The organism is Pectobacterium odoriferum, from assembly GCF_009931295.1.
In the GTDB taxonomy this organism is placed as follows: Bacteria; Pseudomonadota; Gammaproteobacteria; order Enterobacterales; family Enterobacteriaceae; genus Pectobacterium; species Pectobacterium odoriferum.
Window position 1 is genome coordinate 2,558,403 of record NZ_CP034938.1, and the last position, 24,999, is coordinate 2,583,401.

A 24,999-nucleotide genomic window follows, 5' to 3' on the forward strand; every position below is an offset into this window, starting at 1 on the left:
TACCGCCTTAGCCTAAAGGCGGTTTATCTCTCAATGATGCCCAACCTCTTTAAGGTTGGGCATTTTTATTACTCGTACTCAGCATAGACACGTATCAATATGCCGTTTATTCATCGCCCCGCCTGTCGGATATTTAACCGCCTTACTCGCTTTCTTTACGGGTTAATCCCAGCGCAATTTTATAATGCTTACGGCATACGGAAACATAGCTCTCATTGCCGCCAATAACGACCTGTTCCCCTTCGTGGACGGCATTACCTTGTGCATCTAACCGCAATACGCAGTTAGCTTTACGCCCGCAATGGCAGACCGTTTTTAACTCGATCAGCTTATCTGCCCATGCTAATAAATAGTGACTCCCAGAAAACAAATCGCCACGAAAATCAGTACGCAACCCGTAGCACAATACCGGGATATCTAATTGGTCCACGACATCGGAAAGCTCACTCACCTGCTCGCGGGTTAAAAATTGACATTCGTCAATTAATACACAATCGACGGGCTGAGCGCGGTGTTCTTTCTCCAGCAATCCAAATAAGGATGTCTGCGGATTAAACAATAATGCCGGGGAAGAAAGGCCGATCCGTGAACTTACGACCCCCACGCCATGTCGATTATCTATTTCTGCCGTGAACACCAGCGTGCGCATCCCACGCTCCTGGTAGTTATATGACGACTGCAATAGTGCCGTCGATTTCCCTGCATTCATTGCAGAATAATAAAAATAAAGTTGAGCCACTCGGTCACTCCAAAAGGCAGGCTATATACTCGTAATACTTCAAGTTGCATGTGCGTTGGCTACGTTCACTCACCCGAATCACTTACCTATGTATGCTCATCGGGGTTCCTTCTCTTGCCGCCTGCCTGAAACTCGAATTATTTGGGGTATATGATCTTCGGGTCGTAAACACTTATTGTAACAACTCGTCTTCGCGCTGCGCAATGGCCTATTCTCCGACCACATTTTGTCCATCCACCCGCTAGCGGCGGCCTGTTATGATAAAGGATATAAACGTTCCTTATAACAACGGCACGGCATCAATAAGTCATTCTCTGCCTTTTGAGGGAGAAAAACGGCATACCAAATGTATTTTTTTGATAACAGAAAAGTATTTATATTTATGTAACATACGATGTGAGATCTGTTTTAAAAATGATGTTTTTTAACAAACTTACAAATTTGACTATTGCAGAAAGGAAAATAGCACTCTATTATCACACTACACGCCACCAATAATATTATTTGAGATTATCACAATGAGCGAAGCACTAAAGATTCTTAACAATATCCGTACTCTGCGTGCCCAGGCAAGAGAATGTACCTTGGATACTTTGGAAGAAATGCTGGAAAAACTGGAAGTCGTGGTTAATGAACGCCGCGAAGAAGATAGTCAGGTTCAGGCTGAAGTTGAAGAACGTGCGCGTAAATTGCAGCAATATCGCGATATGCTGATTGCAGACGGTATTGATCCTAACGAATTATTGCAGTCTTTAGGTTCGGTTAAGGTTGCAGGTAAAAGCAAGCGCGCTGCCCGCCCAGCAAAATATCAATACACTGACGAAAACGGCGAACTTAAAACCTGGACTGGCCAAGGTCGTACACCGGCAGTAATCAAGAAAGCGATCGAAGAGCAAGGTAAATCTTTAGATGATTTCCTGCTGTAATCGCTTATAAGTACTGAATACGAAAAAACCCCCGATAACTATCGGGGGTTTTTCTTTGGTAACGCATATTGCAAAGAAAAACAGATATGTCACCATTTTTGGCTGCTCTCTGTTTTTTGTAAACAGAGAGCAATCATTACATTCTGTTATTTTTCTTCGGCTTCAATCGTTTCCTGCAGCCACTGCGCAAATTCCTGGCCTAAACCATCATGGCGCAAACCATATTCAACGAATGCCTGCATATAGCCTAATTTATTACCACAGTCATGGCTCACACCTTTCAGGTGATACGCCTCTACTGTTTCTTTTTCCATCAACATTGCGATGGCATCGGTTAACTGAATTTCATTACCTGCGCCTGGCGGTGTTTTCTCCAGCAGAGACCAAATATCCGCAGAGAGTACATAACGGCCAACGACGGCTAAATTAGAGGGTGCTTCGGAAGCCTTAGGTTTTTCAACCACGCCCACCATTGGTACGCTATCCCCTGCTTTTAATTCCACGCCTTTGCAATCAACCACGCCATAGCTACTTACATTTTCAACAGGCTCAACCATAATCTGGCTATGGCCTGTGGTAGAAAAACGTTGCAACATTTCGCTCAGGTTATCTTTCTTCAGATCGGATTCGTATTCATCAATAATCACATCTGGCAGAATAACCGCGACAGGCTCATCCCCGACTAACGGGTGCGCGCACAATACGGCATGACCAAGCCCTTTGGCTAACCCTTGACGCACTTGCATAATGGTGACGTGCTTAGGACAGATAGATTGAATCTCTTCCAACAGCTGACGTTTAACGCGTTTTTCCAGGATGGCTTCCAGTTCAAAACTGGTATCGAAATGGTTTTCGATAGAATTCTTAGAAGAGTGTGTAACGAGAATAATTTCATTAATCCCTGCGGCGATACACTCATTAACAACATATTGGATCAGCGGTTTATCTACCAACGGCAGCATTTCTTTAGGAATGGCTTTGGTGGCAGGCAGCATACGCGTCCCTAATCCAGCAACCGGTATGACCGCTTTTTTTACTTTTTTATTCACAATAGACATAAACAGCCTCTTATATACCGTTCAAATAATGAACTTTATTTATCTAATCAAGATAACCGCAAGAGTATAACGACTTTAACAAGAGCACGCTTGTCCCAACGTTACCGTTCAATAAAAATAAGATAACTCCCTACATAGCAGGAAATAAAAAATAATACCGAAAGATGAGTATTACCTGAAACCCGCACCATCTCGCGCTATCAGACTATTCTGTCGTCAACATTAGTCGTAAACGGCCACCACCACCCCATATCTGGCATTGCCATGCTTCACACTGATAATTCAGTTGGTTGAGATAAGCGCCTTCAAGCGTTCCTAAAGGGACGCCGCTATTCAACGCTATCTGTTGCCCGTTAACGTTCAACGTTGCATTTAGCCCAGCGGAGATCAGTATCAGCTGTTTTAACTGCTGATGATAATACCCTACGAGTAAAGGAAAACGGCCATCCAGGCTCGCCTGCCGCAACAGTTGGTTTACCTGCTTTAATAACGTCGGCAGATACGGCAAACGGTGTTGTTGATCGGCCAAATGCTCCTGAAGCACCCCATTGAACAAGGTTCGAAGCAGTAACGCTGCCAGCGTCCCATTATTGTTGACGCCCTGAGTAACATCAAGGCAATAGAAGGCTAGCTCAGTCTCCGAAAGTGCCGCAATATCCAACACCAGCCCCGGTTGTTCCGCTGCCGTCAACTGACGATAGTTAATACGGCAACGAGCAAGCGTTTGCTGAACGGGCGGTTGTAGCTGGGCAAGCAGTTTGGTGACGGCTTCAGGAGATTGATTCAGGGAATCCATGTCCTGCATGAGTTGATCCATTTCATTCAGCTGTGAGGTGAACATATCAGGATATAGGCAGGACATCACAGCTTCACGCAAACGTCCATAGTCACGAATCGGTTTCAGCAACACATCTTGAACACCAAGCCGCAAGACTTTGGCAATGTCCGCCATCTGGCTGGTTGCAGAGATGATCAGTATTGGCGTGTCGTTGTCTTTCAAGCGCAGACGTTCAAGGAACTCGATTCCTCCCATCGTCGGCATACTCAGATCGCAAATCATTAAATCGGGTTGGTAATGTTCAAGAGTACTTAGCGCATCTAATCCGTTAACCGCTTCCTGAACTGAAGCCCCAAGAGAAGTCAGATAACCAGCGAGCACAGATCGAAAAACGGCCTCGTCATCAATGACTAAAATATGCTTACCCGCTAGTGGTTGTTCCATCAGTACCCCTTACTTCAAACACCGAATAATCACACCTGCTTTAGCGCCAAGGTGCCGAGTAGACGGCACACCCAGTCTTCTTCACTGCATGTGCTTTAACTACATGCAGCGCGTTTCACTATGCCTCTTTCGCGAGCGGCAACAATTCATCACGCATCTTTTCCACCGCCTTATAACCCGCCTCAATCGCCTCCTGCGCCCGATGAAAATCTAAGGTAGCAATCTGGTGGCAATGCGGTTGTAGCAGTACATCAGGCGGATCACCCGCCATCCGCGTCATCTTCAACCGATTTTCCAGAATTTGAATCGACGTACTCATTATCTCCATCGCCGTTGGCGAACTTTCCGCTTGCTGACGGCGGCCTCGCAGTAAGCGTTCCCGAATTTTGCTACGCCAATCTTGCGGAACATTCTCCACATCAATGTCTGACGCCGTCGGTTTGATCGACAGCAAATCCTGATGATTAAGGCTAGCGTCGTGCTGGAGATCAACCGCAATCACGATGTCGGCCCCCATTGCCCGCGCCAGAGAAACGGGAACAGGGTTAACCACCGCGCCATCCACCAGCCAGTAATCGTTAAATCGAACGGGGGATAGCAGGCCGGGCATACTGCAAGACGCCCGCATAGCCTGATGCAAGTCGCCTTCCGTCAGCCAGAGCTCACGCCCTGTACTGAGGTTGGTCGTCACTACGCCATATTTAATAGCACAGTCTTCAATCTGTGTTGTATGTAACAAATGCTTCACACTATTAAAAACACGATCGCCACGCAACAAACTGCCGCGCTGCCAGGAGAGATCCATCAGTCGAATCACGTCCCAGTAGCCAAACGCCCTCACCCAGCGATCCATTGAGGAGAGATTGTTTGTGGCATACGCCGCACCAACCAGCGCGCCGACAGAACAACCAGCCACAACATCAACCTCTATCCCCATTTCGGTTAACGCATTAAATACACCAATATGCGCCCATCCTTTCGCTGCCCCAGCTCCCAAGGCTATGCCAATTTTTTTCCGCTGCATGATTGATCCACCTGCCTTCATTTTAGCGCACATTGCTACACCTAGAGTTTCTTAGGTAACATATCGGCATCCTGCATAGTGATCTGTTTATTATCTATCAGTTTTTATCTTAAATTTTCTTCAGGAGACGTCGTGTCAGAATCTTGCCCCTGTTGCAGTGGGTTGCAGTATAACGCATGCTGCCACCCCTACCTTACGCATGCCGCAACAGCGGCTGAGCCCGCCATCTTAATGCGATCGCGCTATACCGCCTATGTCAAACACGATGTCGATTACCTTATCGCCACCTGGCATCCCGACATTCAGCCCGAGAAATGGCGCGAGTCCCTTGCAGAAAGCTGCCAAAATTCGCAGTGGCTCGGCCTTACTATACTGGCAACGTCTCCCGGAAAAACGCCCGATGAGGGCTATGTGGAATTCGCCGCACGTTATATATCTGAAAGCGACAACCAGCGGACAGAAGTGATGCGAGAGCGCTCACGCTTCCTTCGCCAGCAGGATCGCTGGTACTATATAGACGGCGTTCATTTGCAGACAGGCAGAAATGAACCTTGCCCGTGTGGTTCCGGCAAAAAATACAAAAAGTGTTGCGGACAATAGAACACAGGCAGTCGCCCACGCGGCCTTAGTGCTGCGTTACCATAAGATCGTTATTTTAGTTTTTGGACAGGATCCACACGCTCATGCAATCCCAAAATATACAAAGAAAAGTATTACGAACCATTTGCCCCGACGCAAAAGGGCTCATCGCGAAAATTACGAATATTTGTTATAAGCACGAACTGAATATCGTGCAAAACAATGAGTTTGTCGATCATCGCACTGGCCGCTTTTTCATGCGGACCGAGTTGGAAGGGATTTTCAACGACACCACGCTGTTAGCCGATCTGGATAGCGCGCTTCCCGAAGGATCTTCTCGCGAATTAACCGCAGCCGGCCGTCGTCGCATCGTCGTTCTGGTGACGAAAGAAGCCCACTGTTTGGGCGATTTGTTGATGAAAAGCGCCTACGGTGGTTTGGATGTCGAAATCTCTGCCGTCATCGGCAACCACGATACCTTGCAGACGCTGGTTGAGCGGTTTGATATTCCTTTCCATCTGGTCAGCCATGAAGGACTGACTCGCGAAGAGCACGATCAAAAGATGATCGCGCAGATCGACCAATACAAACCCGATTACGTCGTGCTGGCGAAATATATGCGAGTGCTGACACCGGCTTTTGTTCAGCACTACCCGAATCAGGTGATCAACATTCACCATTCGTTCTTACCCGCTTTTATCGGTGCTCGCCCGTACCATCAGGCTTATGAGCGCGGTGTAAAAATCATTGGCGCGACGGCACACTACGTCAACGATAATCTGGATGAAGGTCCGATCATCATGCAGGACGTTATTCACGTCGACCATACTTATTCGGGCGACGACATGATGCGTGCAGGCCGAGACGTTGAGAAAAATGTTCTGAGTCGTGCGCTGTACCGCGTGCTGGGACAGCGTGTTTTTGTCTACGGTAACCGCACCATTATTCTGTAATTGGTTGATCGGGCATCTTTTTGTATAAGGATGCGCCGAAGGGAATAAAAAAACGGCAACCGCATTTATTTTTGATATATACCGCTTTACAGGGGCGCATCATTTGATATGATGCGCCCCGCTTGAAGCGAAAGCGTCTTGCAGCAAGGCCAGTGGTGGGGTTCCCGAGCGGCCAAAGGGAGCAGACTGTAAATCTGCCGTCACAGACTTCGAAGGTTCGAATCCTTCCCCCACCACCATTTCAAAGCAACACTTCTGAATTAAATCCCAACGCCAAAGTGTCAGATTTCCATTAGGGGAAGGTGAGAGCCTTCGACCAAGGTTCGACAAAACCGGCACGGTTTTGAGCAACGCATAGCGTTATTTCCCCACTACCACTCGCACTAATAATCAGCGCAATAGTATGGAATGGGGAAAGATAGTATTACGCCTTCCCTTTCCAGCGTCCAGGAACATAAGAGAACACGGGGAGTTGCCACGACCAACGAATGGCTGCCAGACGCACGGCCAAACCAATGCTGAATGACGCCAGCAGGTTAATGTCGTGATTAACGTTAAGCGATTTTAACCCAAGATAAAGAAGTGCAACCAAAAGCGAGACGCTGGCGTACAGCTCTTTTTTCAGTACCATTGGCGTACGGTTACAGAAAATATCACGCAATATTCCACCGAAAATCCCGGTTACGATACCTGCCATAACCACCACCGTCGTTGAATAATTCAGTTGCAGTGCGACGTTACAGCCAATGACCGTAAAGGCAATCAGTCCCATTGCATCCAGCACCAGAAAGAGTCGGTGCAAATGGTGCATGAAGCGCGCAATGATAATCGTGAAAAGACCCGCACCGATGGTGAGGTAGATATAGCCGGGATGCTGCGTCCAGCCGATGGGATAATTACCGAGGAGAATATCGCGAACGGTGCCACCGCCAAGCGCGGTGATGAAGGCAATCATGCCTACGCCAAAAATATCCATATTACGACGCCCGGCAGCCAGCGCCCCGGACATCCCCTCTGCCGTAATCGCGATCAGATAGATGTAAGTCAGCACACAAGTTATCCTGTGAAATGTGCCACTCCCTCTGTCCGCTTTACCTGAGAGTTTACGCAGCAGTGCTGCTTGCCCCTTCGGTGGGTTGCATTGCAACCTCTCTCCAGTTGGCTTCAATGGAATTCGCAGTTAGGGTAGCCTGAGCGATTATGGGAGTTTGCGCCTTCGGCGGAGCGTCATTTTATACCCTAAATAATGACGGGTATGCGCCCTCTCTCCTGCGAGGAGCGGAGTATAGCGGTCGACAAGCCTCATGTTCAACTGAATATAAGTGAATCTTATTTTTAACGATTCTCATCTGCGCCAACCGTCTCTGAAGCCACGGCAACAAGCCCAGTAGCCCCATTCGAAAGCGTAGCCTCGCCGTGACGCCATGCCCCATTTTCTGCTACCATCTGGTCACATTTTTTAGCGAATGGCAGCGAACATGAAAGTTGTATCTTTTAATATCAATGGCCTGCGGGCGCGCCCTCATCAGTTGGCCGCCATTATCGAACAACACCAGCCGGATGTGATCGGGCTACAGGAAACGAAAGTCCACGATGACATGTTTCCGTTAGAGGATGTCAGCCAGTACGGCTACCACGTTTATTACCACGGACAAAAAGGTCACTACGGCGTCGCACTGCTGTGTAAAGAGCAGCCCATTGCGGTTCGTCGCGGTTTCCCAACGGATGAAGACGATGCACAGCGCCGGATCATCATGGCAGATTTTGCCACCGAGCACGGCACACTCACCGTCGTTAACGGCTATTTTCCGCAGGGAGAAAGCCGCGACCACCCGGTGAAATTCCCCGCCAAGACGCGCTTTTATCAGGATCTGCAAACCTATCTGGAACAGCACCATAGCGCGACACAACCGCTGATTGTGATGGGTGATGTCAATATCAGCCCCACCGATCTGGATATCGGGATCGGTGAAGAGAACCGTAAGCGCTGGCTCCGCACCGGTAAATGTTCTTTCCTGCCGGAAGAGCGTGAATGGATGGCGCGTTTGCAAGACTGGGGGCTTATCGACACCTTCCGTGCCGCTAACCCAGAGAGCAACGATCGTTTTTCGTGGTTTGACTACCGTTCTTCCGGGTTCGATGACAACCGTGGCCTGCGTATTGACCTGATTCTTGCCAGTACCTTTCTGGCCGAGCGCTGCGTCGCCACCGGCATTGATTACGATATTCGAGGAATGGAAAAACCGTCCGACCATGCCCCGATCTGGGCGCAGTTTTCGTTGTAGGCGTTTTCGTTGTAGAAACTTTCGTTGCAGAGATAATACGCGGTGAAAATAACATCACCGCTGTGCATCCAAGCCACAGCGGTGATTAAAATTCGCAGGAGTATACCCGTCATACTTCAAGTTGCATGTACGTTGGCTTCATTCAGTCACCCGAATCACTTACTTGAGTAAGCTCATCGGGGTTCCCTCACTTGCCGCGTTACAAGGCTTATAAATAAGCCTCGCCCTAACGGGCCAACGCCTTGCGTTGTTCAAACGTTTACGTTTGTCCTGAAACTCGAATTATTTAGGGTATATTAAGCGTCGGGCTTTTTAACCCACCGTTATTACTTAACCAACTGCCATATAAGGTTATTCGTTCCCAACGTTTGCTTGTCCCGTACGCATTGCAGAATCACACCTTCGACCTTTACCACCGCGCCTTCAGAATAATTCCGATTTTCATACACGCAGCAACGCAGGCAGTTGTTATTTTGCTCACGCACCGCCGTCCCAGCCCCCCACACTTCCGGTGGAACGGGAACAACAATATCTGTTCCGCCACGATTAGCCTGCGCCAGCGCGGGCAGCACTAGCATCACACTGGCGACACACAAAGACACTAACGATTTCATTGCTCCTGCTCCTTCGCTTTTTTAGCCTGAGGCTTGCGCCGTTTTGAGGCTCCCGACGGCGGTGCAGAAAGCCCTTTGAACGCCCTCACCGCACCGTTTTGTTTCGCTTGCTGAATCAACTCCTGCAAGGAGTTCGTCAGCGGTTGCATAAAATCCTGATAGCGACATTTTTTCTCGCTAATTTGCGTCAACGTGGCTTCCCAATGAGCGGTCATGTCAGGATGCGCCGCGCTCGCAGGCAGTGAGTGAATCAACGCCCGCCCCGCTTCACTCGCGTGAATATAGCGGGCTTTCTTAAATAGAAATGTCCGTTTAAACAATAACTCGATGATACCCGCACGCGTCGCCTCGGTTCCTAATCCATCGGTCGCCCGCAGGATTTTCTTCAGTTCTTTGTCCTGCACAAAACGTGCGATACCCGTCATCGCCGATAACAATGTGGCATCGGTAAACGGCCGCGGCGGTTGTGTTTGGCGCTCAACGACCTCACCACGTTCACACAGTAATTCATCACCTTTTGCCACTACGGGCAACGGCATGCCTTCGTTTTCTTCGTCCCGCTCTTTGCCGCCTAACAACGTGCGCCACCCTGCTTCGGCCAGAAATCGCGCTTTGGCAATAAATTTACCACCCGCGATATCCAGTTCAATGACGCACTTGCGAAACACGGCGTCCGGGCAAAACTGCATGATGTACTGCCGCGCGACTAAACCATACACCTTGCGCTCATTCTCCGTCAGCGAGGCACTTGCACTGCGGGCGGTAGGAATAATCGCGTGGTGAGCATCGACCTTACCATCGTCCCAGCAGCGGTTACGCCGATCCACATCCATAACCGGCTGTGGCAACAGGTCTGGCTGATGTACGGAGATGGCATTCAAGACGGCATGACGCCCGGCAAAATGCTCCTCTGGCAAATAGCGACAGTCAGAACGCGGGTACGTAATCAGCTTATGGGTTTCATAGAGCTTCTGGCACACATCCAACACCTGCTGTGCGCTAAGCCCGAAACGCTTCGCGGCTTCGATCTGTAACGTCGACAGCGAATAAGGCAACGGCGCGGTTTCTGATTCCCGTTTATCATTATAGCTGGTGACAAACGCGGGCTGGCCTTCGATACGTTTGACAACATGTTCCGCCAGCGAACGATGCAATAAGCGTCCTTCTTCATCCTGATAAGGTTCACAGGATTCGCTGGGCTGCCATAGCGCGACAAAACGCTCATCGGCAGGCGTCACGATATGGGCTTTCACTTCAAAGTAATCTTTGGAAACGAAGTTTTCTATCTCTTCATCTCGCCGCACCACCAGCCCTAGCACTGGCGTTTGCACGCGACCAACTGACAGCACGCCGTCATAGCCCGCATTGCGCCCTAATATCGTATAGGCGCGGGTCATGTTAATGCCGTAGAGCCAGTCCGCTCGGGAGCGCGCCAGCGCCGACACACACAGGGGGATAAACTCCCTGTTTTCACGTAAACGAGAAACGGCACGCTCTACCGCCTGCGGGTTAAGATCGTTCACCAGACAACGGCGTACCTGCTGGCGTTTTTCCTCCGGCAGGGAAAGGTATTCCAGCACCTCATCCACCAGCAGTTGTCCTTCACGATCGGGGTCTCCTGCGTGAATCACTTCGGTGGCGTCATTCAGGAGCTTTTTTATGGTGTTGAGCTGCTTACTGACCGAAGGTCGCGGCTGCAACAGCCATTTCTGGGGAATGATAGGTAGATCGGTGAGCGACCAGCGAGCATAGCGCGCATCATAAACATCCGGCTGCGCTTGCTCCAGCAGGTGCCCCACGCACCACGTCACAACATCATTCTGGCCGCAGGCAATAAAGCCATCGCCACGTCGATGCGGTTTGGGTAACACGTCTGCAATCGCCCGCGCAAGGCTGGGCTTTTCGGCAATAAAAAGTCGCATTATTCACCATCAAGCAGACTGGGCATTTCCCGCGTAACTCGCGGGAAAGCACGCTGTAAAACGGAGTGGAAATCGATATTATTCAAAAGATGACGATCAGAAGTAGTGAACAAACGCGTCGGTATCAAGCGGCGTGACCGTGGTCGAGGCTTTGAGTTGTGGTGTTCCCAGATAGAGGAAACCGACAATTTCATCCTGCTCACGGCAGTTGAACGCTTCGCGTACCAAAGCATTGTGCGTCCAGGCACCGCTACGCCAGATGCCGTTAAAGCCCTGCGCCAATGCCGCCATCTGCATGGACTGAACCGCACAGCCTGCGGAGACAATTTGCTCCCAAAGCGGGACTTTCGGGTTCTCTTCACAATGCGCGACAATGGTAATAATCAGCGGGGCGCGATAAGGCGCCTGACGCGCTTTATCAATACCAGCGTCGTCCAGCCCTTCCTGCTGCGCTGCACGGGTCAGTAGCGTACTAAAACGATCCAGACCGTCATTTTCGATCATAAAAAAACGCCACGGCTGCATCGCACCATGATCCGGCGCACGCATACCAGCGTGGATAATGTTATTCAATGCGTCCCCCGTCGGTGCGGGTGCGGTCAGGCGCGAGGCCGAACGACGATTCAATAGCAATTCAAGAGCATCCATCGCATATCTCCTGTCTGGCAATATAATTTCTGCGGTACAATTCAGTTCTACGGCAAGCGACTTCTACAGTAGAAATGACTGTACGGCAACGTTGCGCGCCACGTTAGCACAAGTAGAAGTTTTGTTACAAGATAACCCCTGACAGGGCGTGCTTCTGCGGCGATTTAATGCTGACTTTTTACTGTCCGCTCATTAGGATACTATCACTCCTTGTGCTTCATCACTTGCCAGTGGGCGAGTTGAAGGACGTAGGGCACACGCTGTTTACCCGTTCATGGAGATATCATGCGCACATTGTGGCGAATTTTTAGCGGATTTTTTAAGTGGACATGGCGTCTACTTAATTTTATCAGAGAATTTATTCTCAATATTTTCCTTATTGCTCTGATTTTAGTGGGTGTTGGGATCTACGCGCAGGTAAAAACGACGCCGGAAGCGGCCACGAAGGGTGCGCTGTTAGTCGATCTGACGGGCGTGGTCATTGATCAACCCACCGTTAACAACAAACTGCGTCAATTAGGACGCGAATTCTTCGGCGCATCGAACAATCGTCGCCAGGAGAACTCACTGTTTGATATCGTCGACAGTATTCGTCAGGCAAAGAGTGACGACAACATCACGGGAATGGTGCTGGATCTCAGCGACTTTACCGGTGCCGACCAGCCGTCTCTGCAATACATCGGTAAAGCGCTGCGCGAATTTCGCGATAGTGGCAAGCCTATTTATGCGGTCGGCAACAGCTACAACCAGTCTCAATACTATTTGGCCAGCTTTGCCAATACGGTGTCATTGACGCCACAAGGCAGTGTTGATCTGCACGGTTTTGCGACCAACAATCTCTATTTCAAATCCATGTTGGACAAGCTGAAAGTGACCACCAATATCTTCCGTGTGGGAACCTATAAGTCAGCCGTTGAGCCGTATCTGCGTGACGATATGTCACCTGCTGCACGCGATGCCGATGGCCGTTGGATCAACGCTCTGTGGCAACAGTATTTAAATACCGTTTCTGCTAACCGCCAGATTACGCCTCAGCAGCTTTTCCCGGGCGCAACCAGCATCATTGCAGGTTTGCAGGCCGTTCAGGGCGACACCGCACGCTATGCGCTGGATAACAAGCTGGTCGATGAAGTGGCATCACGTTCCGTGACCGAGCAATCGCTGGTTAAAGCGTTCGGCTGGAATAGCCAGAAGAACAATTTTAATTTCATCAGCATTTACGACTACACCATCAAACCGCCAGTACAAAACAACAACCAGATCGCGGTTGTGTTTGCCAGTGGGGCAATCATTGATGGCCCGGAAACGCCGGGAATGGTCGGCGGTGATACCACGGCGGCACAAATTCGGGCCGCCCGCCTCGATCCTAAAGTCAAAGCGCTGGTACTGCGCGTCAATAGCCCTGGCGGTAGCGTCACCGCGTCGGAGCTGATTCGCTCAGAACTGATGGCACTCCGTTTGGCGGGTAAACCGATCGTGGTATCCATGGGCGGTATGGCAGCATCGGGCGGTTACTGGATCTCGACGCCAGCGAACGCAATCATCTCCAGCGCCAGTACACTGACAGGTTCTATCGGTATTTTTGGCGTGATTACCACGTTCGAAGATTCGCTGGAAAGCCTTGGCGTCCACACGGATGGCGTTGCCACTTCCCCTCTGTCCGATCTGTCAATCACGAAATCGCTGCCGCCTGAATTCTCGCAGATGATGCAACTGAGTATCGAACGTGGTTATAAGAACTTCGTCGATATCGTTGCGCAGGCACGTAAGAAAACGCCAGAGCAAATCGATCAGATCGCGCAAGGCCACGTCTGGGTCGGTAGCGATGCGAAAGAAAATGGTCTGGTCGATCAGATTGGCGATTTTGATGACGCCGTGAAGAAAGCGGCCGAGTTGGCAAAACTGGGGCAATATCAGTTGAACTGGTATGCCGAACAGCCAGGCCTGCTCGACACGATGCTGAATCAGGTGAACGCCTCTGTTTACGCCCTGCTGCCCGTTGCCGTCCAGTCTATGCTGCCAGCACCGGTCGCCCAGTTGGCGGAAGTGGTGCGGTCACAGCCGGCCATCATGAATAACCTGAACGACCCGCAGAACCGATACGCATTTTGCCTCACCTGCGGAGAAGTCCGGTAGCGTTTACGTTGGTCGCTGTATGTACCCTAAATAATTCGAGTTGTGTGAAATAAGCCAACGCACAAACAACTTGAAGTATGACGGGCCTGGCCCGGTAATAGTCATTACTTATGATGATACTACCGGGCTGTTTTTCCCTCTATAATTCTCGGTTTAATCCTGACTCACACCACCATGCGAAAGAAATCCATTTATGTCGCCTATACGGGCGGCACCATCGGTATGCAGCGCTCCGCCAATGGCTATGTTCCGGTATCCGGTCATTTACAGCAGCAATTGGCAAAAATGCCGGAATTCCACCGCGAAGAAATGCCATCGTTCACGATTCATGAATATGACCCGCTAATCGATTCGTCTGACATGACGCCAGCGGATTGGCAATCCATCGCGGACGATATTCAAGACCACTACGATGATTACGACGGTTTCGTGATTCTGCATGGTACTGACACGATGGCGTTCACCGCATCTGCACTCTCGTTTATGCTGGAAAACCTTGCCAAGCCGGTTATCGTGACAGGGTCACAAATTCCGTTAGCAGAATTGCGTTCGGACGGCCAGACTAACCTGTTGAACGCGCTGTACGTTGCCGCTAATCATCCTATCAATGAAGTTGCCCTCTTCTTCAATAATAAACTGCTGCGCGGCAACCGCACTACCAAAGCCCATGCGGACGGTTTTGATGCCTTCGCCTCCCCCAACTATCCGCCGCTGCTGGAAGCCGGTATCCATATTCGTCGGCTGGCACCTACCGTGGAATGTAGCAACTGTCCGCCGCTCAAAGTGCATCACATTACGCCACAGCCTATCGGGGTGATTACGATTTATCCTGGTATTTCTGCCGATGTCATCAGCAATTTCCTCCGTCAGCCAGTAAAAGCACTTATCCTGCGCTCATACGGCGTTGGCAACGCGCCGCAAAGCTCTGGGCTACTGCACGAGTTACGTGAAGCCTCCGCTCGCGGCATTGTGGTCGTCAACCTGACGCAGTGCATTTCCGGACGCGTGAACATGGGCGGTTATGCGACGGGCAATGCGCTGGCGCATGCGGGCGTCATCAGTGGCTTTGATATGACTGTCGAAGCCGCCTTGACCAAGCTGCATTACTTATTGAGCCAGCAAGACTTAAGCGCCGATAAAATCCGCCAGTTGATGCAGCAGAACCTGCATGGGGAATTGAGCGATAAAGATTGAGTTAATCACGGAGTCGTCATGAAAAAAGCATTGCTATTAGTTGATCTGCAAAATGATTTTTGCCCCGGCGGCGCATTGGCCGTTAACGAAGGCGACCGCGTCATTGACGTTGCCAATCGTGCTATTGAGGCCTGCGTGGCCGCTGGCGTTACGGTAATTGCCAGTCAGGATTGGCATCCGGCTAATCACGGCAGCTTTGCGGTTAATGCGAATACTAAGGTCGGAGAACTCGGTGAATTAAACGGATGGCCGCAGATTTGGTGGCCAGTTCACTGTGTGCAGGGAACTGCCGGGGCTGATTTTCATCCCGCGCTGAATCAGTCTGCCATTCAGTGGATCGTACAAAAAGGGACACAGCCGGAGATCGATAGCTATAGCGCTTTTTTCGATAATGGGCATCGTGTTAAAACCGAATTGGATGCGTGGCTACACGCTAATCACATCACCCATTTGACGATTTTGGGGCTAGCGACAGATTATTGCGTCAAATTCAGCGTATTGGATGCCATTGCGCTGGGCTATCACACCGAAGTTCTGGTGGACGGCTGTCGTGGTGTTAATCTTTTGCCCGACGACAGCGAATCTGCGTTACGGGAAATGGCGCAACGTGGCGCGATACTGACGGATATGACGCAGTTTCTTACTACGTTGTCTTCTGCACGTTAGCGCGACTGACGACTGAAAATAGCGGCAGCCGTTGCGGCTGCCTGCTCACACGTTACGCGTTGGGTTTCAGCGTAATAATGGCGTCAGCGATGTTAAATTCGCGCTTCAGTTCCTGCTTGCTCTTCATCACAATTTCGCCATCAGTGCCAATCGTCATGTGCTCAGCCTCTTCGTTATGACGCGCCTGCCACATCATCACCATTTGCAGGCAGTTTTCTTTCTGTTCAGCCGTCAACGCGACACCATCTGGCCATTTGCCTAACTCCACCGCCGTGACTAACCGTTGGTAAATTTCTGGCGTCATGGCGTCGATCAGATCATTGAGTTCCATATCCGGTTTCTGCTCCGAGAAAGGTCAGATTTATTATTACTGAATTCCAGTTTATGTAGCGTTTCATTGTAGCTGAATCGTTTAAAGCTAAAACATTATCAGCCTGTCACTGCCACACCTATCGCGGACAGATTACCCGTCAACGCGTTCGCCATCAACGTCATCGATAAAACTCAGCGAAGCAGAATTCACGCAGTAGCGTTCTCCCGTGGTTTTCGGGCCATCAGGGAAAACGTGCCCCAGATGCGCATCACACTGCCCGCAGCGGATCTCGATGCGGCGCATATTGTGTGAATCATCTTCCAGATAGCGAATCGCCTCTGAGGATACGGGCTGATCGAAGCTCGGCCAGCCACAGCCGGAGTCGTATTTGCTGTCGGAATAAAACAGCGGAGCCTGGCAGCACAGGCAGTGATAAGCGCCAGTGCGCTTGTTATGCAGCAATTTGCCTGAAAACGCAGGCTCCGTACCGCGTTGCTGGGTGACATAGCGCTGCATCTCTGTCAATTCAGTGTTGTCGGACGGGGTATACGAAGCAGAGTCGTTAGTCATGGAAGTCTCACAGCGGGTATTATCAATTCAATTAATCATTGATTATAACAAAAAATTAACAACCTAACAGGCCGTTCTGGCCTAATATTAGGAATGTTATTAGCATGAATATTTAATTGTGATGCACGTCACATATTGGGATAACACAGGCTTTATATGATGCATTCCGCCCTCATATCAGTCTTAGATGTTACTTAGTTACAGGGTCGAGCGGTTTTCGCACAAAGTTTGGTCATAGGTTTGACTTACAGCAACTATTGACACGATTCCGCTTGACGCTCAGCAAGGTTTTTGTAATTTTACAACCAACCTTTTATTCACAAACCAATAGCTGGTGGAATATATGACTATCAAAGTAGGTATCAACGGTTTTGGCCGTATCGGCCGTATTGTTTTTCGCGCTGCGCAAGAGCGTTCTGACATCGAGATCGTTGCAATCAACGACCTGTTAGATGCTGAGTACATGGCGTATATGCTGAAGTACGACTCAACTCATGGTCGTTTCGACGGCACCGTTGAAGTTAAAGATGGCCACCTGGTTGTTAACGGCAAAACCATTCGTGTTACTGCAGAGCGCGATCCTGCAAACCTGAAGTGGAACGAAGTCAACGTGGACGTTGTTGCTGAAGCAACTGGCCTGTTCCTGACTGACGAAACTGCACGTAAACACATCGCTGCTGGTGCGAAGAAAGTCGTTCTGACTGGTCCATCTAAAGATGACACCCCGATGTTCGTTATGGGCGTAAACCACAAAACTTACGCAGGTCAGGAAATCGTTTCTAACGCATCTTGTACCACTAACTGCCTGGCACCGCTGGCAAAAGTTATCAACGACAACTTCGGTATCGTTGAAGCACTGATGACCACTGTTCACGCAACCACTGCAACGCAGAAAACGGTTGATGGCCCGTCTCACAAAGACTGGCGCGGCGGCCGTGGCGCAGCACAGAACATCATCCCATCTTCTACCGGTGCTGCTAAAGCAGTAGGTAAAGTGATTCCTGAGCTGAACGGCAAACTGACTGGTATGGCGTTCCGCGTTCCTACCCCGAACGTTTCTGTTGTTGACCTGACTGCACGTCTGGAAAAACCAGCGTCTTACAAAGAAATCTGTGCAGCAATCAAAGCCGCTTCTGAAGGCGAGCTGAAAGGCGTTCTGGGCTACACCGAAGACGAAGTGGTTTCTACCGATTTCAACGGTGAAAAACTGACTTCCGTATTCGATGCTAAAGCTGGTATCGCACTGAGCGATAACTTTGTGAAACTGGTTTCCTGGTACGACAACGAAACAGGTTACTCAAACAAAGTTCTGGATCTGATCGCTCACATCTCTAAATAAGCGTCAGCGATGATTCTGTGAAAAAAGGGCGACGTAATGTCGCCCTTTTTTATTGTTAATTGCAGATTTCTTTTTACCACGAAAAACAATCAAAAAAAGGCACTATCATGCATAACACAATTTTCTCACTCCCCGTCACTAAGCAAATTAGCGCAACCCTCAGCCAGCGTCAGCTGGATCAACTACCTATCATCGTCGTTGATCATCCAGAAGTGCGCGCAGCGGTCGCATTGCAAGGGGCGCACCTACTCAGCTGGCAGCCGACAAACGAAGAACCGGTGCTCTGGCTGAGCGACAATACGCCTTTTACTCATCACGTTGCGATTCGCGGCGGTGTCCCAATTTGTTTCCCTTGGTTTGGCCCTTTCGCCGATCCTAACCACGGATTTGCCCGTCTGCTGCCGTGGGAATTTACCGCTCACAGTGAAGATGAGCACGGCGTGCAGCTCACATTCACGCTGCGGGACAATGAAGAAACGCGTAAGAGCTGGCCGCATGAATTCACGCTCATCGCTCGTTTCAAGCTGGGCAAAGAGTGCGGTATTGAGCTGGAAGCACATGGCGATTACAGCATCACCAGCGCGCTGCACACCTATTTCAACATCGGCGACATCAGCGATATTCGCATTGCCGGTCTGGGTGAATCATTCATCGATAAAGTCGATCAGGGCAAGTTGGCTACGCAGCAAGGCGATTTGGTCTTTACCGACCGTACAGACCGTATTTATACCCAGCCGCAGGACACCAGCGTGGTACATGATGCGGTACTGAAACGCACTATCGAAGTACACCATATGCACCATAGCGATGTAGTGTCATGGAACCCCGGAGCAGAGCTGTCTCGTACGATTAGCGATATGCCCGATGAGGGATATAAAACGTTCGTGTGTGTAGAAACCGCGCGGATTAATCAACCGTTTGTCGCATCCGCCAAAGCGCCGGCTCGTTTGGCGACGGTTATCCGCATCAAGAAATAACCACGGCTATAACGTAGCTATACCCTAAATAATTCGAGTTGCGTGAAGGCGGCAACCGCACGAATCCCCAGGAGCTTACACAAGTAAGTGACTGGGGTGAGTAAGGACAAATCGGCTTAGCCGATTTGAACGCCGCTTGCGGCGGCTCTTCAGAGCGAGGCTCAGATATGAGCCGAGTATTGCCAACGCACATGCAACTTGAAGTATGACGGGTATATATGGGTGTATGGCGAAACCGCCATACACCTCTTCTGCAAATCCTTTCGCTTCCGCTACACCACATCCAAATGCTGTTTGCGCGTCGGCGGTGGAAAGGCCTGATCCAACTGCCCGAGATCATCCTCAGACAACACCACGTCCAGCGCTTTCGCATTTTCCTGCACATGCTTCACAGAACTGGCTTTTGGAATCGCGAGCACGCCCGGCTGGCGAATCACCCACGCCAGTAACAGTTGAGCAGGCGTGATGTTATGTTCACGCGCAATGCGGTTCACCACCGGATGCGAGAATAACCCCTCACGCAAGCGCCCTGCCTGTGCCAGCGGGCAATACGCCATCACGGGAAGTTGCTGTTGCTGACACCACGGCAACAAATCAAATTCAATACCGCGCGAGGCCAGATGGTAAAGCACCTGATTAGTCATGCAGTGCTGTCCGCCATTGAGCGACCACAGCTCCTGCATATCCTCAAAGTCGAGATTGGACACACCCCACTGGCCGATTTTTCCCGCCTGCTGCAATCGCTCCATTGCGGCGATCGTATCCACTAACGGAATGCCACCACGCCAGTGCAGCAGATACAGATCAATACGCTCGGTTTGCAGCCGCTTCAGGCTGCGTTCACATGCCTGTATCGCTTTTTCGCCTCCCGCATTGTGCGGGTACACTTTCGATACCAGATAAACGCTGTCACGACGGCCGCGTATTGCTTCGCCGACTACGTCCTCCGCCCTGCCTTCCGCATACATTTCGGCGGTATCAATCAGCGTTAATCCAAGGTCGATACCTGCTTGCAGCGCCGTCACTTCCTGAGCTTTCATACGGGCATCTTCGCCCATGAACCACGTTCCCTGACCGATTGCTGGTACGCGGGTGTTATCTGGAAAACGAATCGCTTTTGTCACGATCTCTCCTTGTTATACCGTCAAACCTAACATGGCATTCGGCGCACCATAAATGTGCAAATGGGGTGATATCACCCCATTATTGTACGGCAGATGCACTATGCTTACGAAGAGCATTAAAAGCGCTCATGAAAAGCATCAGAAGCGATAGCTGACGCCCGCGCTCATTAAGATGCTGTGGTTGCTATCAACAATCGGGCTGTCTTTCATTTCGTCAGACAGACGCGTGTAACGGCCCACGGCCCAAGCGCTCCAGCTTTGGTTAATCTGATAGCCTGCGCTCAGTTCAAGATACGGAGCCCAGCCATCGCCAGGGCTATATTGGTTAAAGCCGGAACGAGCAGATTCTTGTGCGCTAACGCCGTAGTAATACTGGTTCATGTTTTCACTGAACCAGGTGGCGCCGATACCCGGGGTGATGCTCAGATCGCCCATTGAGAAGCGGTAAAGATAGGCGGTATCCCACGCGAAGCCGTTGCTGTAATCCAGCGTATCCCCTGCCAACACGGTACGAATTTCACCCCAGTCGGCGGTATGACGATAAGCGGCACCCGCCATCAGCGTACCGCGGCGTTTGTCCAACTGCTTCATCCGCAGGTCGTCGCTATCTCCCGGCTTAAACCCTAAAGGCAGGTAGTACGCCGTTAAAGAGAAACGATTTGCGCCGTCATTCCACAGGTAGTATCCACCACCCAGCCCACGGAAATAAAAACTTTCACTTTCATAATTCAGTACAGGAAGTGGATAAACGTCATTATCAACACCACGGTACACGGACGTTGAACCCGCAGCGCCAAGGCCCAGAGAGACATCTGCGGCATAGGCTGAAGGCAGGAGCACAGCACCAGAAACCAGCGCGGCCAGCATACATAGTTGAGGTTTTTTCACAGTTTTCTATTTCCTATTACAGATAAATATCATGAAACATGATAAGCCAATTACACACGTTCGTGCTCAGGTTATATAAAAATAACATTAACGAATAACCTAACTATTCGATAGGTTTTACGTGCGCTAACGTCGGTAATAGGCCGAGTTCTTAAGGCTGAGCGCCTATTCCCTATAATGTTACACGGATTTTCCTGAAAGTGAGTCCTTGAAATATCTTAAAAATACGTCTGTGGACTAGAGGAAATTTTACGGATGCAAACTACGCTTTAAATAGAAGGTGACGTCTTCCTGACCAGCAGGAATGAATAAAATCACGACGCCCTGACGCTACAAGTTGGCATAAGGGTTGCTGGACTCAGGAGATTTCTTCTTTCGGAGGGCAATACATTAATAGGCATATATTCCACACGCTCTCTTAATCTGTGCTAATCGACGAAGGACGGGCATCGCTATGAACATATTTGATCACTACCGCCAGCGCTACGACGCTGCCAAGGATGAAGAGTTCACTCTGCAGGAATTCCTTACTATCTGTCAGCAGGATCGCAACGCTTATGCGAACGCAGCTGAACGATTGTTAACGGCTATCGGTGAGCCTGTAATGGTGGATACCGCCCAAGAATCACGAATGTCGCGCCTATTCTCAAACCGAGTAATTGCTCGCTACCCTGCTTTTGAAGAATTTTACGGTATGGAAGAGGCTATCGAACAGATTGTCTCTTACCTGAAACATGCCGCGCAGGGATTAGAAGAGAAGAAACAGATTCTATATCTGTTGGGGCCGGTCGGCGGCGGGAAATCCTCTCTGGCCGAACGCCTGAAAGCGCTGATGCAGCGCGTACCGATTTATATCCTCAGCGCCAACGGCGAACGCAGCCCGGTGAATGACCATCCGCTCTGCCTGTTCAACCCGCAGGAAGATGCCGCGATACTCGAGAAAGAGTATGCCATCCCACGACGCTATCTCGGCACCATCATGTCGCCGTGGGCAGCCAAGCGTCTTCAGGACTTTGGCGGTGACATTACCAAGTTCAGAGTGGTCAAAGTGTGGCCATCAATTCTGGCGCAAATTGGGATCGCGAAGACCGAGCCCGGCGATGAGAACAATCAGGACATTTCAGCGCTGGTCGGCAAAGTCGATATCCGCAAGCTGGAGCATTTTGCCCAGAACGATCCTGATGCCTACGGCTACTCCGGCGCGTTGTGCCGAGCGAACCAGGGCATTATGGAATTCGTCGAGATGTTCAAAGCGCCGATCAAAGTGCTCCATCCACTGCTGACCGCAACACAGGAAGGCAACTATAACGGGACGGAAGGCATTGCCGCCCTGCCGTTCAACGGCATTATTCTGGCGCACTCCAATGAATCTGAGTGGGTGCAATTCCGTAACAACAAGAACAATGAAGCGTTTCTTGACCGCGTGTATATCGTGAAGGTGCCGTACTGCCTGCGCGTATCCGAAGAGGTCAAAATCTACGACAAATTGCTGGATCACAGCGAGCTGACGCATGCCCCTTGCGCGCCCGGCACGCTGGAAACGCTGGCCCGCTTCTCCATTCTGTCACGCCTGAAAGATCCGGAAAACTCCAGCATCTACTCCAAGATGCGGGTGTACGACGGGGAAAGCCTGAAAGATACCGATCCGAAGGCGAAGTCCTATCAGGAGTATCGCGACTACGCAGGCGTAGATGAGGGAATGAACGGCCTGTCGACCCGCTTTGCGTTCAAGATTCTGTCGCGCGTCTTTAACTTCGATCACAGCGAAGTCGCGGCCAACCCAGTACACCTGTTCTACGTACTGGAACAGCAGATCGAGCGTGAGCAATTCCCGCAGGAGTTGGCAGAGAAGTATCTGGAGCATCTGAAAGGGTATCTGACGCCGAAGTATGCCGAATTTATCGGTAAAGAGATCCAGACCGCCTATCTCGAATCCTATTCCGAATACGGCCAGAACATTTTTGACCGTTATGTTACCTATGCGGATTTCTGGATTCAGGATCAGGAGTACCGTGACCCAGATACAGGCCAGCTTTTTGACCGCGAATCGTTAAACGCCGAGCTGGAAAAGATCGAGAAGCCTGCGGGCATCAGCAACCCTAAAGACTTCCGTAACGAGATCGTCAACTTTGTCCTGCGCGCCCGTGCCAGCAACAGCGGCCGGAATCCAAACTGGACCAGTTACGAGAAGCTGCGCACGGTCATTGAGAAGAAGATGTTCTCCAATACGGAAGAGCTGCTGCCTGTGATTTCGTTTAATACCAAAACTTCAACAGATGAACAGAAAAAACATGATGATTTCGTCGATCGCATGATGGAGAAAGGCTACACCCGGAAACAGGTGCGTTTGCTGTGCGAATGGTATCTGCGGGTGAGGAAGTCATCATAATGACGCACGATGCTGGCAACAGCGTTTGGGGGAAACATGGCCTATTTTATTGACCGACGACTGAACGGCAAAAACAAAAGCACGGTGAACCGCCAACGCTTTCTGCGCCGCTATAAGTCGCAAATAAAACAGTCGATTTCCGAGGCCATTAATAAGCGTTCGGTGACCGACATCGAAAGCGGGGAGTCGGTGTCGATCCCCAATGCAGACATCAACGAACCGATGTTCCATCAGGGCCGTGGAGGACGCCGCCACCGCGTCCACCCGGGCAACGATCACTTTGTACAGAATGACAAAATCGAGCGGCCACAAGGAGGTGGCGGCGGTGGTTCCGGTCAGGGGGATGCCAGTAAAGATGGCGAAGGCGAGGATGAATTTGTCTTTCAGATCTCCAAAGACGAATATCTGGACCTGCTGTTTGAAGATCTGGCGCTGCCGAACCTGAAGAAGACCCAGCATCGGCAGATGACCGAGTACAAAACGCACCGCGCTGGGTACACCGCTAACGGTGTTCCTGCCAATATCAGCGTGGTGCGCTCGCTGCAAAACTCGCTGGCACGCCGTATGGCGATGACAGCGGGGAAACGACGCACACTGCATGAACTGGAAGAGACGCTGGAACAGCTGGCGCATACCGAACCCGCACAATTGCTGGAAGAGGAACGGCTGCGGCAGGAAATTACCGAACTGCGCCAGAAGATCGCCCGCGTGCCTTTTATCGATACGTTTGACCTGCGCTACAGGAACTACGAGCGTCGGGCCGAGCCGTCGAGCCAGGCCGTGATGTTCTGTTTGATGGACGTGTCCGGTTCGATGGATCAGGCGACGAAAGACATGGCGAAGCGCTTTTATATTCTGCTGTATCTGTTCCTCAGCAGAAATTATAAAAACGTCGACGTCGTCTACATTCGCCACCACACGCAGGCGAAAGAGGTCGATGAACAGGAGTTCTTCTACTCTCAGGAAACCGGCGGCACCATTGTCTCCAGTGCGTTAAAGCTGATGGAGGAAGTGGTGCGCGAGCGTTACGATCCGTCGCAGTGGAATATCTACGCGGCACAGGCCTCGGATGGTGATAACTGGGCTGATGACTCCCCGCTGTGTCACCAGATTCTAGCGAATCAACTTCTGCCGATGGTCCGTTACTATAGCTACATTGAAATCACCCGGCGTTCACACCAGACGCTCTGGCGCGAATATGAAGCACTGCGCGATACGTTCGATAATTTCGCTATGCAGCATATCCGCGATCAGGATGATATTTACCCTGTCTTCCGTGAACTCTTCCGTAAACAAACGGTAGGACATTGACCCTCCTCTCAGTCGGCCAGTTATCTGTTAATGATTAATCGTTAGCTGGCTGATTTTCTCTCTCTGGGCATTTTTCTATAAACGTGTATTTAAAATACATATATTATAAATAGCATTATACC

Annotated in this window: 22 protein-coding genes, 1 tRNA gene, 1 pseudogene and 1 riboswitch; of the genes and pseudogenes, 12 read left to right on the forward strand and 12 right to left on the reverse strand. The window is 50.5% G+C overall.

The window, feature by feature from the left end; translation table 11 throughout:
• Window positions 1-142: 142 nt before the first annotated feature.
• Window positions 143-739, reverse strand: a complete 597-nt coding sequence (locus EO763_RS11320) for a thymidine kinase (protein WP_039489539.1) — start codon at window positions 737-739, stop codon at window positions 143-145.
• Window positions 740-1,257: 518 nt separating this feature from the next.
• Between EO763_RS11320 and hns the strand changes: the two genes are divergently transcribed.
• Window positions 1,258-1,665, forward strand: coding sequence for a histone-like nucleoid-structuring protein H-NS (gene hns, locus EO763_RS11325; protein WP_010275331.1), 408 nt, complete (start codon window positions 1,258-1,260; stop codon window positions 1,663-1,665).
• Window positions 1,666-1,811: 146 nt separating this feature from the next.
• Here the strand turns inward: hns and galU are convergent, their stop codons facing one another.
• From galU to rssA, 3 genes are all read right to left on the reverse strand, one after another.
• The gene (gene galU, locus EO763_RS11330; RefSeq protein WP_039473018.1) at window positions 1,812-2,723 is read right to left on the reverse strand and encodes a UTP--glucose-1-phosphate uridylyltransferase GalU; all 912 of its coding nucleotides are present in this window, start codon (window positions 2,721-2,723) and stop codon (window positions 1,812-1,814) included.
• A 205-nt stretch (window positions 2,724-2,928) separates the two neighbouring features.
• The gene (gene rssB, locus EO763_RS11335) at window positions 2,929-3,945 is read right to left on the reverse strand and encodes a two-component system response regulator RssB (RefSeq protein ID WP_161529005.1); all 1,017 of its coding nucleotides are present in this window, start codon (window positions 3,943-3,945) and stop codon (window positions 2,929-2,931) included.
• 118 nt (window positions 3,946-4,063) lie between these two features.
• Complete coding sequence (rssA, locus tag EO763_RS11340) at window positions 4,064-4,969, reverse strand: patatin-like phospholipase RssA (protein WP_161529006.1); 906 nt, start codon at window positions 4,967-4,969, stop codon at window positions 4,064-4,066.
• Window positions 4,970-5,101: 132 nt separating this feature from the next.
• Here rssA and EO763_RS11345 point away from each other — a divergent pair, with 132 nt between their 5' ends.
• The 3 genes from EO763_RS11345 (at window position 5,102) to EO763_RS11355 (ending at window position 6,740) form a co-directional block, all read left to right on the forward strand.
• Window positions 5,102-5,569, forward strand: coding sequence for a YchJ family protein (locus tag EO763_RS11345; protein ID WP_161529007.1), 468 nt, complete (start codon window positions 5,102-5,104; stop codon window positions 5,567-5,569).
• Between the two features lie 83 nt (window positions 5,570-5,652).
• Window positions 5,653-6,501 carry a formyltetrahydrofolate deformylase gene (purU, locus tag EO763_RS11350; protein ID WP_010295235.1) on the forward strand — a complete coding sequence of 283 codons (849 nt, stop codon included), beginning with the start codon at window positions 5,653-5,655 and terminating at the stop codon, window positions 6,499-6,501.
• A 154-nt stretch (window positions 6,502-6,655) separates the two neighbouring features.
• Window positions 6,656-6,740: transfer RNA gene (locus tag EO763_RS11355), tRNA-Tyr, on the forward strand.
• Window positions 6,741-6,925: 185 nt separating this feature from the next.
• Here EO763_RS11355 and EO763_RS11360 read toward each other — a convergent pair.
• The gene (locus tag EO763_RS11360; RefSeq protein ID WP_039277547.1) at window positions 6,926-7,552 is read right to left on the reverse strand and encodes a trimeric intracellular cation channel family protein; all 627 of its coding nucleotides are present in this window, start codon (window positions 7,550-7,552) and stop codon (window positions 6,926-6,928) included.
• Between the two features lie 21 nt (window positions 7,553-7,573).
• A riboswitch (glycine riboswitch) is annotated at window positions 7,574-7,669 on the reverse strand.
• Between the two features lie 310 nt (window positions 7,670-7,979).
• Between EO763_RS11360 and xthA the strand changes: the two genes are divergently transcribed.
• The gene (xthA, locus tag EO763_RS11365) at window positions 7,980-8,786 is read left to right on the forward strand and encodes an exodeoxyribonuclease III (protein ID WP_161529008.1); all 807 of its coding nucleotides are present in this window, start codon (window positions 7,980-7,982) and stop codon (window positions 8,784-8,786) included.
• Window positions 8,787-9,175: 389 nt separating this feature from the next.
• Here xthA and EO763_RS11370 read toward each other — a convergent pair.
• From EO763_RS11370 to EO763_RS11380, 3 genes and pseudogenes are all read right to left on the reverse strand, one after another.
• A pseudogene (locus EO763_RS11370) lies at window positions 9,176-9,400 on the reverse strand (DUF1496 domain-containing protein); the annotation flags it as partial.
• Complete coding sequence (locus tag EO763_RS11375) at window positions 9,397-11,322, reverse strand: DNA topoisomerase III (RefSeq protein ID WP_138255193.1); 1,926 nt, start codon at window positions 11,320-11,322, stop codon at window positions 9,397-9,399. The pseudogene EO763_RS11370 and the gene EO763_RS11375, both read right to left, overlap by 4 nt.
• Window positions 11,323-11,418: 96 nt before the next feature.
• Window positions 11,419-11,970 carry an NAD(P)H nitroreductase gene (locus EO763_RS11380; RefSeq protein WP_161529009.1) on the reverse strand — a complete coding sequence of 184 codons (552 nt, stop codon included), beginning with the start codon at window positions 11,968-11,970 and terminating at the stop codon, window positions 11,419-11,421.
• A gap of 285 nt (window positions 11,971-12,255) precedes the next feature.
• Here EO763_RS11380 and sppA point away from each other — a divergent pair, with 285 nt between their 5' ends.
• The 3 genes from sppA to pncA all read left to right on the forward strand — a co-directional run bounded on the left by sppA (window position 12,256) and on the right by pncA (window position 15,966).
• Entirely contained in the window at window positions 12,256-14,106 is a 1,851-nt protein-coding gene (gene sppA, locus EO763_RS11385) for a signal peptide peptidase SppA (protein ID WP_161529010.1), read from the forward strand.
• A gap of 174 nt (window positions 14,107-14,280) precedes the next feature.
• A complete protein-coding gene (gene ansA, locus EO763_RS11390; RefSeq protein ID WP_161529011.1) occupies window positions 14,281-15,300 on the forward strand; it encodes an asparaginase in 1,020 nt (339 codons plus the stop codon).
• Between the two features lie 18 nt (window positions 15,301-15,318).
• On the forward strand, window positions 15,319-15,966 hold the full coding sequence (gene pncA, locus EO763_RS11395) for a bifunctional nicotinamidase/pyrazinamidase (RefSeq protein ID WP_161529012.1): 648 nt from the start codon (window positions 15,319-15,321) through the stop codon (window positions 15,964-15,966).
• A gap of 52 nt (window positions 15,967-16,018) precedes the next feature.
• Here pncA and EO763_RS11400 read toward each other — a convergent pair whose 3' ends face one another.
• Window positions 16,019-16,297: a YeaC family protein gene (locus EO763_RS11400; protein WP_103860746.1), complete on the reverse strand. Its 279-nt coding sequence runs from the start codon at window positions 16,295-16,297 to the stop codon at window positions 16,019-16,021.
• Window positions 16,298-16,429: 132 nt separating this feature from the next.
• Window positions 16,430-16,849: a peptide-methionine (R)-S-oxide reductase MsrB gene (msrB, locus tag EO763_RS11405; protein WP_161529013.1), complete on the reverse strand. Its 420-nt coding sequence runs from the start codon at window positions 16,847-16,849 to the stop codon at window positions 16,430-16,432.
• Between the two features lie 343 nt (window positions 16,850-17,192).
• Between msrB and gapA the strand changes: the two genes are divergently transcribed.
• Together gapA and EO763_RS11415 are read left to right on the forward strand one after the other, a co-directional pair.
• A complete protein-coding gene (gapA, locus tag EO763_RS11410; RefSeq protein ID WP_103860747.1) occupies window positions 17,193-18,188 on the forward strand; it encodes a glyceraldehyde-3-phosphate dehydrogenase in 996 nt (331 codons plus the stop codon).
• A 107-nt stretch (window positions 18,189-18,295) separates the two neighbouring features.
• Window positions 18,296-19,165, forward strand: a complete 870-nt coding sequence (locus EO763_RS11415) for a D-hexose-6-phosphate mutarotase (RefSeq protein ID WP_161529014.1) — start codon at window positions 18,296-18,298, stop codon at window positions 19,163-19,165.
• Window positions 19,166-19,437: 272 nt separating this feature from the next.
• On the opposite strand, the gene EO763_RS11420 is transcribed toward EO763_RS11415, so the two are convergent.
• Both EO763_RS11420 and EO763_RS11425 read right to left on the reverse strand, forming a co-directional pair.
• A complete protein-coding gene (locus tag EO763_RS11420) occupies window positions 19,438-20,289 on the reverse strand; it encodes an aldo/keto reductase (protein ID WP_161529015.1) in 852 nt (283 codons plus the stop codon).
• 138 nt (window positions 20,290-20,427) lie between these two features.
• Complete coding sequence (locus tag EO763_RS11425; RefSeq protein ID WP_039472997.1) at window positions 20,428-21,177, reverse strand: MipA/OmpV family protein; 750 nt, start codon at window positions 21,175-21,177, stop codon at window positions 20,428-20,430.
• A 454-nt stretch (window positions 21,178-21,631) separates the two neighbouring features.
• On the opposite strand from EO763_RS11425, the gene yeaG reads away from it, so the two are divergent.
• The gene (gene yeaG, locus EO763_RS11430) at window positions 21,632-23,566 is read left to right on the forward strand and encodes a protein kinase YeaG (protein ID WP_039489567.1); all 1,935 of its coding nucleotides are present in this window, start codon (window positions 21,632-21,634) and stop codon (window positions 23,564-23,566) included.
• Between the two features lie 36 nt (window positions 23,567-23,602).
• The gene (locus EO763_RS11435; RefSeq protein WP_044204613.1) at window positions 23,603-24,877 is read left to right on the forward strand and encodes a YeaH/YhbH family protein; all 1,275 of its coding nucleotides are present in this window, start codon (window positions 23,603-23,605) and stop codon (window positions 24,875-24,877) included.
• Window positions 24,878-24,999: the final 122 nt, after the last annotated feature.